A 12,618-nucleotide genomic window follows, 5' to 3' on the forward strand; every position below is an offset into this window, starting at 1 on the left:
TAATAAAAAAACGATGGGGTTTATTATGTTACGCCCAGAGCTCATTGAGTTTAGTCAAGATAACCAAAAAGCCGAATTAAGAATCGTCCCCAATCTCAATGGGCCGATCACAGAGGATGCTCTCCTACAGCTTTTGGCGCTGCCAGACTTCTCTTGTCTGCGGCCATTAAATGCTGTCATCACCCAAGCTGTCATTCAAGTTAATCAGTTGCACCCAAAAGATGAAGGCAAAACTGAGCTATTTTTTGAAATAGGCGAGAGGCGTGACGCCGAAATAAGTTTCGATGTCTCCAGCGATAAAATGCAGGCCAGCATGACATTGACTGCGGCCTTCGGAGGTAAAGACCTAGGCCTTAGAGATGTGCTGCAAAACCTAAAGCTACAACGCATTAGTATGGGGCTTAGCAAGGCAAAAATTGAAGCCTTGTTAGCCGAGTTTGCTACCCTTTCACCCGGTGCAAAGTGTCACTGCGTCATCGCTAATGGTCGAGCCGCTGTGAATGGTGCACCGGCAAAACTAGAGCGAAAAGTTTCCCTCGCCAGAGAGCGCTTATTACAACCTCAAGCAAATAGTGATGGCACCGTCGATATGCGTAATCTCGGAGCTGTTATCATGGTCAAGCCCGGTAACCTGCTCATTGTAAAGCACCCTGCAACCTTAGGTGTTGATGGCTACAACGTCTATGGCGAAAAGCTTATTGCCAAGCCAGGTAAAGATGTTAAGTTCACCGCTGGCAACGGTACCGAGTTTAGCCCACATGACCCTAACCAACTTATCGCTACCGTGGCAGGTCAACCCGTTGAAACGCCATCGGGAATGCAGGTCGATGATGTATTGCAGATAAAGAACGTCGATGTAGGCTATGGCCATGTCGATTTTAAAGGTAGTGTGTTGATCACTGGCGATGTGGGCGAAGGTATGGTGGTTAAAAGCCTTGGTGATATAACCGTGATGGGCTTTGTCGATTCAGCGACCTTAGAAGCCAAAGGCGATATCACCGTCAGTAAAGGGGTCATTGGCCGCCAACTCAAAGACTTAAGTTTGTCGACTAAGTTAACCGCTCAAGGTCAGATCAGCGCTCAATTCGTGCAATATTCCGAGCTTAAAGCAACAGGCAATATCTTAGTCACCAAGCAACTTCTGCACAGTCATACGCAAACTCAACAACAATTGCTCGTAAGTGATGCTAGCGCCCGCCGTGGCGATCTCGTTGGCGGCAGGGCTGAGGCTTGCAAAGGAATTAAGGCCGTTGCCATCGGCGCTACCGCCGATACCAAAACAGAGCTGTTCTGCGCCATGGAGCTTACAGAGTTAAAGCAACAACTCAAGCAACTGGATCACAGCATTAAATCTATGGTTGTTGCAGGTCTAAATATCGAGGCTCAGCTTAGAAAGCTGCCCCCTAAAGAGCAGTGGCAAGGTGACGCCATGATGGTCGAACAAGTAAGAGTCATGCTTGACGAAAAACGCCGCACTAGCACAGTCAGAACCCAAGAGGAGCTTGAGTACGAGGCATTAAAGCTAGAAATTGATGGTTACTACAAACACTATTGCATCGATGCTCTCAAACACGTCTTCTCTAATGTTGAGATCCATATAGGAACCGCGTTTCAACGCACCCAAAGAGAACATGGTCCCTGCCATATTAGGAACAAAAACCAAGAAATAAGCTTCGATTACAGTCATTAGCGGTTAATTATTACCTACTCAGGAAAGTTCGGCCGCTTTCGACTTTCCTTAAGCTGTAAATCCACGGCATAATTAGACCACTTTTCTCCTTTGAGACATGATGTGGAATTATTGAAGATCGACTGCCTTGGAAAACCGCTACGCCTAGAGGGCTCCCTTGCGGGATGGCAGCAGCTATTTTGGGGCGATAGCCTAGTCTCTGTTATTCAAGCTAGCCCAGATAATGAAGGACTTAAGAGCCATAATTTTGAATTGTCGGCTCAAGATCCAGCGCTTGCCACCGATGGCGAGTCTGTGCCGTTGCAGACAATCAAAATAACCCTTGAAACCGACCTACAGTGGCAACCCTTTATCATTGATTATCGCCTACTAAAAGACGATGAGGTGGTAACAACGGGTCAGCGCACGACTAAAGATATTGAACGTCAAACACCGACTACGCCAATCCCGGAAAAAAGACAGTTTAGTGTCGTCGGTCTCGCATCACTAGGCTTTAAGTTACTGAAAAGCGCCAAGGTGATTAAGGTGCTTCTCGCTGGCGCCAGTGTTGCTGCATACTCTTGGTTATTTTCATTCCAGTTTGCATTGGCACTGATTGCCTGTCTTGTCTTCCATGAGTATGGCCATATTCGTGCAATGAAATACTTTGGAATGAAAACCAAAGGCATCTACCTAATTCCGTTTATGGGCGGCCTCGCTTTAAGTGATGAGAAGATAAATACCCGCTGGCAAGATGTGGTGATCTCCATTATGGGACCGACTTTTGGTCTATTAATGTCGCTAGTTTCACTTGTCGCCTACTGGATCACTGGCAATATTTTCTTTGCCGGTTTAGCGACCTTTAATGCGCTGCTTAACCTATTTAACCTGCTGCCAATCCTGCCGCTTGATGGCGGGCATATTCTTAAGAGCATCAGCTTTTCAATGAACAGCATGATGGGATTAGTCGCCTGTATTCTTGGCGCTGCGGTCGGTGTTTACATCAGCTACTCTCTCGGTTTAGCCCTACTTGGCTTCTTACTGCTTATCGGCAGTGCGGAGATTGTGTTTGAGTGGAAAACCCGTCATCAGAGCCACCTGCTACCACTGGATAGATATGGCCAGATTTTCTCTGCGGTCTGGTACTTCTTAACCGTTGGCGCCCTTATCGGTATCATCTGGTACTTTGCTGGCAGTGGCGATGAAATGCTAGCGCTACCGTTAGAGATCCTAAAGAGCTAACCAGCAAGTTCCGAATAAAAAACCGACGTTATGTCGGTTTTTTCTTATCACTTAAAACCTAGCTTAAGAGAATGCTTTTATTTACGAAATTTTGACCGCAATAATCAGGCTTAAGAAAGGTATCAAATATAGATATCAAATATAGGAGGCAAATTTCAGGCATAAAAAAACCTGCTCGATGGCAGGTTGCTTTGTTGATAATGGTACCTGAGGACGGACTTGAACCGTCACTTCTTTCGAAATCGGATTTTGAATCCGACGTGTCTACCAATTCCACCACTCAGGCATTATCAATAATACTCAAAGAAATCTTCTCGACCTCAGTGAGTGAACGGAATTATACCTACCAGCAGATGAATGGCAAGTACTTTGAGGCAAGGTTTTTATCAAGTGAGCAATTTTCAGTCTCAACACTGTTTATACGCTCACTCTCTAGGCAAGGGCCCGTACGACTCCATCCAACAAAAATTAGTAAAAGATGATCTACAGCATATTGATTAACATCAAACACCCATTTTATTAATAACAGGATGAATTTTTGACTGAGATCAAAAAGTAAACTGTGAGGGCGGCGTATGGTTAACGGGAACTAAGAAAAAGAAAGAGGATTTCGCAAATGGCATTCTGGTTAGATTTGATGTTTGGCAACCCGATAGGATTGCTCTCGATGATCGTTATCTTTAGTACAATTGGCATCATCTCCTATCTGATGTGGATGTTCTATACCAAGTCTGCGGATCCCGAAAATTAGTTTTCGACAATCTTTCTAATGCAGGGGGCTATTCGCCCCCCTTTTTTTGCCTAATTTCTTTGCCAGCCGCCAAATTAGGCGGCATGTTTTCTCGGGGCGACAAGATTACTAACAAAGTGCGGACGCGCCTTGATCAGGTTTTTCATATCTTCAGGGCTAGGATCGCCAACAGGAAAGCGTAATACCTGACGATTTAGGTGGACTCGGGCACGCATTGAAATCTTAAAGTCTGCGGTAGAACCTTGAATCGCATAATGCTTCTGATTACCTAAATGCTCTAAAATTCCTGCCTGCAGCAAACTCTTCACAGCCGTCTCTTGCTCCGGCAGTGTCAATATTGTTTGCCCCTGCAGGAAAAACTCTCGTAGCAAGGCGCGCTCCATTGGATCGAGCAACTTAACCTTCTCCTCGATCACCTCAACAGAACGTTTATCACTGAAGTAACTAATCGCCTCATCGAGAAAATAGTTCAGCAGTAGTGTCAATAAATAAGCAGCACCAATGATCAAGCCTAAGCCAATAAAGTGAGCATGATTTTGTGACAATTCAGCCAGACTCAACGAAGCTAGCAGCGGTTGTGGAGCAAATAGCAGTGCCGCCGATGCGAGCGTAAGCCATAGCATGGTTGTAAAAACCAACTTTTTAGGAGAAATCATTTTAAAAGAAGCTGTATTGAAACCCACTTTTTGCATAGCCGTACCCAGTGTCAGAATTCTGTTCCTGGTATATTTAAAAGCAATAATAGTGCCAGTATTTACACTAATAGTTAGTTAATTTACTAAGTTAAAGGTGATATAAAATAAATAGATAATAAAAAAGGCGTCCTATGGACGCCTCTACAGCACTGAGCAGTTGTTATTATTTCCAACTTAAGTCTGTTAAAGGCTTTATTTAGCATTCGCCTTAGCAGCAAGCTTGGTCAATACTCGACTCGTCGCAACAAAACCAAAGGTGCCGGTTACCACTGTGACAGCTCCAAATCCGGAAGCGCAATCCATTCTCATACTGCCTTCAGCCGTTGCCTTAGTACTGCATACTGTGCCATCGGCTTGTGGGTAAACCAGTTGCTCAGTAGAGAATACTGCCTCGATTGAGAAGCGGCGGGCTACATTCTTAGAAAAGTTATATTCCCGTCTTAACTGGTTACGCACCTTAGCCAGTAATGGATCTTGGTAAGTCTTAGCCAAGTCCGCAACCTGTACTTGAGTCGGATCCATCTGACCGCCTGCACCGCCCACGGTAACAATGGGCAGCTTTTGACGCTTACACCAAGCAATTAAAGCCGTCTTGGCCTTAACTGCATCAATACAGTCGACCACATAATCTATGTTTCCGCCCTGCTTTTTACCCTGAAAATATTCAGATAAGTTTTCTGGCGTAATGAAGTCTTCGACCTCATTGACAATACACTCAGGGTTTATCATTCTAAGTCGCTTTGCCATCACCTCGACCTTAGACTCACCTATGGTGTCTTTTAACGCATGAGCCTGTCTATTGGTGTTGGTCACACAGATATCGTCCAGATCGATAAGGGTGATCTGTCCGATACCACTTCTTGCCAAAGACTCAGCAACCCATGTACCAACGCCACCGATCCCTACAACGACCACATGGGCCTGTGCAAAAAAGCTTAAAGCATGTTGACCATATAAACGGCCTATACCTGCGAAGCGATTCAAGTAAGCGTCTGACAAGGTGTGATTATTCAAAATGATGCTCAATGTAAAAAGTCTAAAAATATAGAAAGCGAAAACGAATCTAGATTTTATCTTAAAAGCGAAGAAAACTCTAAAAAAATAAACACCACCGCAGTAACATTTGTAAACAAAAACCAATAAAACCAATAACTAGACACCTGAATTGTACCAGCTGTTAAGCATAGTCAGAATCAATGTTTCGCAATAGTAAATACACATGATCATTATCACGGAATTTACACTAAACGTGACACGCGTCACAATCGAAAGTTCCCATTCCGTGCAAGAATCTCGGCCGACAAATACAGCTTCACTCTTGTTAGTCCGTAACGTAGGGCTGACGAATATTGATAGCCTGCAAACTAAAATAGCAATTCGCTACAGGAAGATAAAAATGAAAAAAACTGTTCTGTCCGCCACCATCATTTCAGCACTAGCCGCCACCTCTTTTACAGCTCTTGCTGATGGCCCAAATTTCTATGGTCGTGCTGATCTAGCCATCACTAACTCTGACTTGGGTATTGCTACTCAAAACCAAAAATCAGGTACAGTCATTGAAAACAACTTCTCTTGGTTGGGTGTGAAAGGTACTGAAGCGATCAACAGCGATCTTGAAGTTGTTTATCAGATGGAGTTTGGTGTTAGCAACTTCGACAACTCAGGCAACACTTTCTCTGCACGTAACACCTTCCTAGGTCTTAAGTCTGCGACTGCTGGTACTATCCTAGTGGGTCGTAACGACACTGTATTTAAAGCTTCTGAAGGTGGTTTCGATCTTTTCGGTAACACTAACTCAGATATCGATCTATTAGCTGCAGGCCAAGCTCGTAGCGCAGATGGTTTCACTTACTACTCGCCAAAGATCGCCGATCTAGTGACATTAAATGCAACCTATTTAATGGATGATAACTACGATCAAGCTAGCGCAGCAGACAACATGTATGCACTAAGCGCAACTGTTGGTGACAAGGGCTTAAAAGCACAGAACTACTATGTTTCTGCAGCCTATAACGATGGTATCGAAAATGTTAAAGCTTACCGTGGTGTGGCTCAAGTTAAACTAGGCCAAGTTATCTTAGGTGGTTTCTACCAGAACAGTGAGCACGTAGACAGCAAGTACGCCAACCTTGAAGGTAACACTTACTTCGTAAACGCTGCATACGTTATGGGTAACCTAAAGCTTAAAGCCATGTACGGTAGCGACGATTCAGGTCTTGGTAAGTATGTTAGCCGCTATGTAGGTAGCGTTGACAGTGGCACTCTAGAAACTGTAAGCGATGTTGATCTACAGCAGTTCAGCGTGGGTGCTGACTACCGTCTAAGCAAAAACACATTAGTATACGGTCACTACACTAAGTACGACGGTGACATCAAACTAGCTGGTGCGACACAAGATCTAGGTGATGATATCTTCACTCTTGGTATGCGTTTCGACTTCTAATCTAACCTACTCCTCTTAATTACTCGACAGACTGACTCGACAGACTTAGTCAACTGAGGCAAATAAGAGAGAAGTTTAGATCCCTAAAAAGGCAGCTTAAGCTGCCTTTTCTATTTATAGGACTTTTATTTCAATCTGTAATTTAATAGCTTTAACCACAAGGCTTCCAATAACATAAATATAACATTTGAGCGTTTCTAGTGTTTTTTTACCTCAACCCCACCACTGGTTAATTTTCAAACACAAAATATTACGAAAAAACAGCGCTTTCTGACTTCAATTAACGCTAAAAAAGCTACAAATAATTTAAAGTCAGCCTTGATGAATACTCCTATAGGGATACATTTAAGTATTTATTTCCATAGAAGTTACCAAATAAACAACCAAACCTCCCCAAACGTCACAAAAAAGTAGCAATCATATGCTTGACCCTTGAAAACATGATCTAGTCCACAATTTCAAATCCATAAAACTGTAATATTTAGCCCCACAATTGTTATGGGCTAGGATGCGCATAACAAAAACAAAAGTTTATGCAATAAACCATAAGAAACGAATAGGAACTTAGGTTCTGGGAGCAAATGAAATGAAAAAGACGCTAATCTCGGCATCAGTGGCATCAGTTTTAACCCTAGCTTCTTTCGGCGCGCTAGCCGATGGTCCTAGCTTTTACGGCCGTTTAGACTTAGCTGTGACAAACTCTGACACAGGTGCTACCACTCAAAACGGTAAATCTGGTACTGTTTTCGAGAACAACTTCTCTCACGTAGGTGTTAAAGGCAGCGAAAGCCTAACTAACAACATCGACGTTATCTACCAGATGGAATTTCAAGTAGAAAACACTACTAATTCTGGTGAAACTTTCAAGGCACGTAACACTTTCCTAGGCCTTAAGTCTCAAGCAGGTACTGTACTTGTAGGTCGTAACGACCACGTATTCAAGCAATCAGAAGGTGGCGTTGATATCTTTGGTAATACTAACGCCGATATCGACCGTCTAGTAGCTGGTCAAGATCGTGTTGCAGATGGTATCTGGTACTACTCACCAAAGATCGCTGGTCTAGTGACTTTGAACGCGACTTACCTAATGGAAGACAACTACATCGATGCTGATGATAAAGATGCAGTTGCCTCTTATGACGCACAGTATGCACTAAGTGCAACTATCGGTGACAAGAAGCTTAAGGCACAAAACTACTATGTAGCTGCTGCTTACAACACTATCAAAGGTATCGATGCATACCGTGGTGTGGCTCAAGTTAAGTTAGGCGACTTCAAAGTGGGTGGTCTATTCCAGAACACTGAAAGCCAAACAACTGATCAAGAAGGTAACTCTTACTTCGTAAACGTGGCTTACAACCTAAACGGCGTAAACCTAAAAGCTGAATACGGCATGGACGAAGCAGGTTTCGGTAAGTACTACCAAAACTCTGTACCAAAAGTTGATGGCAGCAAAGTAATTGGTACAGATATCAACGTTCAGTCAATCACTGTTGGTGCTGACTACAAGATCTCTAAATCAACTATGGTATATGGCCACTACGCTATGTACGAAGGCGACCATAAAGTTGCTGGTAACAAGATTGACCTAAAAGATGACAATGTATTCACTGTTGGTCTACGTTACAACTTCTAATCGATTGAGTCATAAGACTCTATAACGATTTCAAGTCATAAAAAAAGCGACCTTAGGGTCGCTTTTTTGATCTAGCTAAATGATGAGAGAAGATTCGAGGACGCCCTTCGGGCTACTAGGACGTTCGCATGCTCACTGTTAGAGCGGACTTCGTCAAGATTGTCGCTTTTCCGTAAGCGAAGCGTTCCGTTATCCGTCAGCGAAGCGTTCGCTAGGCCGCAGGCCGTTCTGCTTTCCCTAGGACCTAAAACCTGCTCTTCCTAGAACCTTCTTTTTCGGCCTTTACCATCTTTGCCTTTCCTAGTTCCTAGAACCTGCTTTTCAGCTTTTTCGCGTCAACTTATAAACCGACTCGGTTAACCAAGAGACCTGCTTTTTCACGAAGCGTGGGTTGTCACTCAGCACATCTTCACTGTCTAAACGCTCTATCTCAAAATCTTCAGCTAAGTTTGCCTGCAGCCAATCATCAGATACAGCAAAAGGCGGACCATTCAGTTCAGCTTGAGGGTAGTCGAGGGTAATTAATAGACCAACACTGTTAGCAGGAATTAACTTAGCCAGTTGACGGGCATAAGATAAACGCATCTCTTCAGGCCAGGCAATTAGCGCAGCGCGATCGTAAAAAGCAGTCGTAGCAGTTAGCTCAGGGGCATCAAGGGTAAAAATATCGCCCTGATAAATGGTGACTTGTTCGGTATGGAAGCGTTGATGTTCGGCAATGCGACTGACTTCAAAAGGGAGTGAGTTTTCTCGATAAAACTGCTGTACAGCCAATTCATTAAGCTCGCATCCCACAACGTGATGCCCCTGCTCGGCCAAAAAGCACATATCTAACGATTTACCACAAAGTGGAACAAATACCTGTGCGTTACCATCAAGGGCTAGTTGTTGCCAGAACTTCACTAGGAGGGGGTTAACTGCATTCAAATGAAAGCCTATCTGCTGGGCATCCCATTTTTCATGCCAAAAACTTGGCTGCATATTCAAGATCCATATCAAAGAAAACCAAGGTATGACCGAGCACTCGAATATCTGAGGAGGAGCGAAATAAATCTCACAAGAATAGTGATGATTCAAGACTTGGTATACCGCTATGGCCTTTACTCTATAGAGAGTGTGAAACGGAAGCAAAAATAATAAGCGTCATCTAGCTAGAAATACCAAGTCAAAATAGCGGCATTTACGCCTTAAGCACTTGCTGAACTCGCTTTAGCCATACACAGTTTTCGCATTCACATTGACGACGTGACAGGTGGTGCGGCGTTAGACTCGAATCAATAAAATCGACAGCCACCAAAAGCTGCTGTTTCAACTCTTCGACTGACTTTTGCTCAACCGCAACTGTTTCATCGTTATGGTTCATCCAAGTACATTCCATACCTTGATGGCAATTAATGCACTCCATATCGGTATGATTAAAAAAACCGGCATGGGGACAATAATTCAGTTCCATAGACTGAAGGATTCGACGCCTAGGGTATTCAAGTAGTTCAATTAACTGTGATTTGTCCAATCCTGACATAGCTACCTCGGTGTTGATATTAAAGCGTTTTATCTGGCTTATATCATTTATAGTCGTACTGATTAAAGATTACCTTTCTCTTATTATCTTAGATTTGATATGCATCAATATCTAATCCGAAAATATTGGTTAGGTGTGACCTAGACTGGTTTTTTACAAGCTGCTGCTCCTGCTTTAAATTGAATCAGCTTGGACTTTATTACAGCTTGTTGATTTAATGGGTTAACAACAGAGGGACCTCAATTGCAAACACCTGAACTTCAGCATTTTTATATCTCAGAAGAGCAATCCATCTATCTACTGGGCGCTCAAGATGCTCGTAAACATAGAGCCTGGATCCGCTTGTGTAAGCAGCAACTCGGTAAGCTTGGATACCAAGAGTTGGAGTTAGTGGGTAAAGGCGCCTATGGGTTCGTGTTTGCGGGCATTAATAAGTTAGGTCAGGCTCACGTGTTTAAGTTCTCCCGCCTCACCTTGCCGCAACATATTCAAGACAGGCTTGAAGAGGAAGCCTTTATGCTATCTCAAGTCATCCACCCTAATGTGCCGCCAGTGATTAAGTTCGAGCATGTGGGCAAACAGGGGATCTTAGTGATGGCCAGAGCTCCAGGAGAAGATCTTGAGCAACTCTGCCTTAGAGTCGGGGCATTACCTGTCGCTATGGTGATGAATATCGCTCGCCAACTAGCGGCCATTTTGCAGTACCTACATAATGGTCGACCGCTCATTCATGGCGATATCAAACCCTCAAACCTTGTTTATGACGTCAAGACGCAACACCTGTCCCTTATCGACTGGGGCTCAGCAGTTTTCGCCCAGCGAGACACCGAAGGTAATCCGGTTAACGGCAACGTGATGGACTTGATGTCTAACGATCAACAACAGACTAACGCGCGGATGGGCGACGTTTATTTTATTGGTGAAGAGCAGCTCAATGGTGCGCTATCTAGCCCTAGGTTTGATGAGCAAGGTGTTGCTGCAACGCTGTACGCCCTCGCCTCAGGCCAGGCGAGTCGCTTTGGTAGTAAGGTTATCCCCCCCACCAGCATCGGCCTACCTATCGAGTTGGCTCGCACCTTAGATGGTATGCTGAGCGACGATCCCATACGGCGTAAACAAGCTGGCGACTACTTTTTAAAGAGTATGTCTCACAGCCATCGTATGCACCTTCCAGAGATTAACTCTGCAGCGCTAAATGCCGAGATTCCAGTGTGGATCTTACCGAGAGATAAAGAAGTAGAGACCGTGAGCTACAGCTCGCGTAAGGCGTTCTTAAAAGAGCACAATGGTGACGATCCCATAGCCAAAATGGACGATCTACAGTTAGAAAAGTATTACCGCAACTTTATGGCCGGCATGGGTGATACCGAGAAGGGCTTTATCGCTGCTGTAGGTCGCCTCAGTCAATATGCCATTGTCGGCGGACTGGCTATTCACTGGCGTGAAACCGGGGTGTTTATCGATTCAAACCTTGCTATCTATAAGCCTGAGCAGAAACAAGCGATCACTGTTGCAGTTAATAATATGGTAACCCTAGCGCGAGGGATCCGCCGAATAGGGGTATTTAAAGCCTGCTTCTTCAATGCTCGTGACACCCTGCATATTGAACGTGAAGACAGCTCAAAGCCTTTTTTCACAGCTCACGATCAACAGTTGCCATTTGAGGTGGGCAATGTGCCTTCTCTGGAAGATAAGTCACGACTGCACTCCTATTTTGAAGATGGTCGCGACCCGGAGGAGAACCTAGAGCTACCGAAGGAGATCATGACCGAACTTGGTTGGATAAACCAAATCCACCATACTGGCTGCATTATCTTTGAGGTGCTGCCCAACCATATGAAGATCCATAGCTACTTGCGTTTACTCAACCCAAGAAAGCAAGCAGCATTTAGGGCCAGCCTAGATAGGATCTTAGCCCATGTGGATAAAATCCAAGGCAAGGGAGTGTCGGGCTTTATGAAACTGCCCTATAAGAACACCCGCAAATTTAACCATATCGAGCGTAAGGCAGACTACTTCTACCCCAGAAATCCTAAACAGGGTTAGGTTTTTGGCTCTTTATCATCCTGAGCAGGCTTAGAAGAATCATTCACCTGATGACTCTCGGGTCGCTTATCGCTTGGATCGGGCTTGCGCTCAAAATCACCATCGAAGGTATTTCCTTGATCGAAAGGTGAATTACCGTTTTGTTCGAATGGGTTCTGTCCATGAGGGCCCATTCCTGGGCCAAATCCTGGACCGAAGCCAGATTGAAAACCACCGTTTGCCTGTACTTTAACCTGCATGCGCTTATAGACGTACTTCGCCACGGGAATGCGAGTAAATGGGGTCAGTAATACGAGGCCGATAAAATCGGTGACAAAGCCTGGGATCAGCAGTAATAGTCCAGCAATCGCTAACATCATGCCTTCAACAATCTCTTGCCCTGGAGCCTCACCACGAGCAAGCTTCTGCTGCACCTGCATCAAGGTGCTTATGCCTTGGCTACGTACCAAAGAGACACCGACAACGGCGGTAAATATCACTAGCGCAACGGTCGTCCAACTGCCTAACACCTCACCAACGCGGATCAGTACAGATAGCTCCATCACTGGAACTAACACAAATATTAATAACAAAATAAAAAACACACTGACCTCACATTTTTTGCTGGTGATGAA

Annotated in this window: 11 protein-coding genes and 1 tRNA gene; 6 read left to right on the forward strand and 6 right to left on the reverse strand. The window is 44.4% G+C overall.

Features of this window, described 5'->3' with window-relative positions; genetic code table 11:
- The first annotated feature begins 25 nt into the window (after positions 1–25).
- Positions 26–1,690, forward strand: coding sequence for a DUF342 domain-containing protein (locus JMA39_RS05350; RefSeq protein ID WP_202720783.1), 1,665 nt, complete (start codon positions 26–28; stop codon positions 1,688–1,690).
- A 102-nt stretch (positions 1,691–1,792) separates the two neighbouring features.
- Positions 1,793–2,911 carry a site-2 protease family protein gene (locus tag JMA39_RS05355; RefSeq protein WP_373316311.1) on the forward strand — a complete coding sequence of 373 codons (1,119 nt, stop codon included), beginning with the start codon at positions 1,793–1,795 and terminating at the stop codon, positions 2,909–2,911.
- A 201-nt stretch (positions 2,912–3,112) separates the two neighbouring features.
- Here JMA39_RS05355 and JMA39_RS05360 read toward each other — a convergent pair.
- Positions 3,113–3,197 (reverse strand) — tRNA-Leu (locus JMA39_RS05360).
- Between the two features lie 330 nt (positions 3,198–3,527).
- Between JMA39_RS05360 and JMA39_RS05365 the strand changes: the two genes are divergently transcribed.
- Positions 3,528–3,662 carry a DUF3149 domain-containing protein gene (locus tag JMA39_RS05365; RefSeq protein ID WP_012153859.1) on the forward strand — a complete coding sequence of 45 codons (135 nt, stop codon included), beginning with the start codon at positions 3,528–3,530 and terminating at the stop codon, positions 3,660–3,662.
- 74 nt (positions 3,663–3,736) lie between these two features.
- On the opposite strand, the gene JMA39_RS05370 is transcribed toward JMA39_RS05365, so the two are convergent.
- Complete coding sequence (locus JMA39_RS05370) at positions 3,737–4,354, reverse strand: superinfection exclusion B family protein (RefSeq protein ID WP_202720785.1); 618 nt, start codon at positions 4,352–4,354, stop codon at positions 3,737–3,739.
- Between the two features lie 195 nt (positions 4,355–4,549).
- Positions 4,550–5,371, reverse strand: coding sequence for a tRNA cyclic N6-threonylcarbamoyladenosine(37) synthase TcdA (gene tcdA / locus JMA39_RS05375; protein ID WP_237732616.1), 822 nt, complete (start codon positions 5,369–5,371; stop codon positions 4,550–4,552).
- 382 nt (positions 5,372–5,753) lie between these two features.
- Here tcdA and JMA39_RS05380 point away from each other — a divergent pair, with 382 nt between their 5' ends.
- Both JMA39_RS05380 and JMA39_RS05385 read left to right on the forward strand, forming a co-directional pair.
- Positions 5,754–6,800, forward strand: coding sequence for a porin (locus tag JMA39_RS05380; protein ID WP_202720786.1), 1,047 nt, complete (start codon positions 5,754–5,756; stop codon positions 6,798–6,800).
- A gap of 586 nt (positions 6,801–7,386) precedes the next feature.
- On the forward strand, positions 7,387–8,436 hold the full coding sequence (locus tag JMA39_RS05385) for a porin (protein ID WP_202720787.1): 1,050 nt from the start codon (positions 7,387–7,389) through the stop codon (positions 8,434–8,436).
- Between the two features lie 321 nt (positions 8,437–8,757).
- Here JMA39_RS05385 and JMA39_RS05390 read toward each other — a convergent pair whose 3' ends face one another.
- Positions 8,758–9,417, reverse strand: a complete 660-nt coding sequence (locus tag JMA39_RS05390; RefSeq protein ID WP_202720788.1) for a thiopurine S-methyltransferase — start codon at positions 9,415–9,417, stop codon at positions 8,758–8,760.
- Between the two features lie 199 nt (positions 9,418–9,616).
- On the reverse strand, positions 9,617–9,958 hold the full coding sequence (locus JMA39_RS05395) for a hypothetical protein (protein WP_202720789.1): 342 nt from the start codon (positions 9,956–9,958) through the stop codon (positions 9,617–9,619).
- Between the two features lie 243 nt (positions 9,959–10,201).
- Between JMA39_RS05395 and JMA39_RS05400 the strand changes: the two genes are divergently transcribed.
- Positions 10,202–12,004 carry a serine/threonine protein kinase gene (locus tag JMA39_RS05400; protein WP_202720790.1) on the forward strand — a complete coding sequence of 601 codons (1,803 nt, stop codon included), beginning with the start codon at positions 10,202–10,204 and terminating at the stop codon, positions 12,002–12,004.
- On the opposite strand, the gene JMA39_RS05405 is transcribed toward JMA39_RS05400, so the two are convergent.
- A complete protein-coding gene (locus tag JMA39_RS05405) occupies positions 12,001–12,588 on the reverse strand; it encodes an FxsA family protein (RefSeq protein WP_202720791.1) in 588 nt (195 codons plus the stop codon). The genes JMA39_RS05400 and JMA39_RS05405 overlap by 4 nt on opposite strands.
- Positions 12,589–12,618: the final 30 nt, after the last annotated feature.

This window comes from Shewanella schlegeliana (assembly GCF_016765635.1).
Lineage (GTDB): Bacteria > Pseudomonadota > Gammaproteobacteria > Enterobacterales > Shewanellaceae > Shewanella > Shewanella schlegeliana.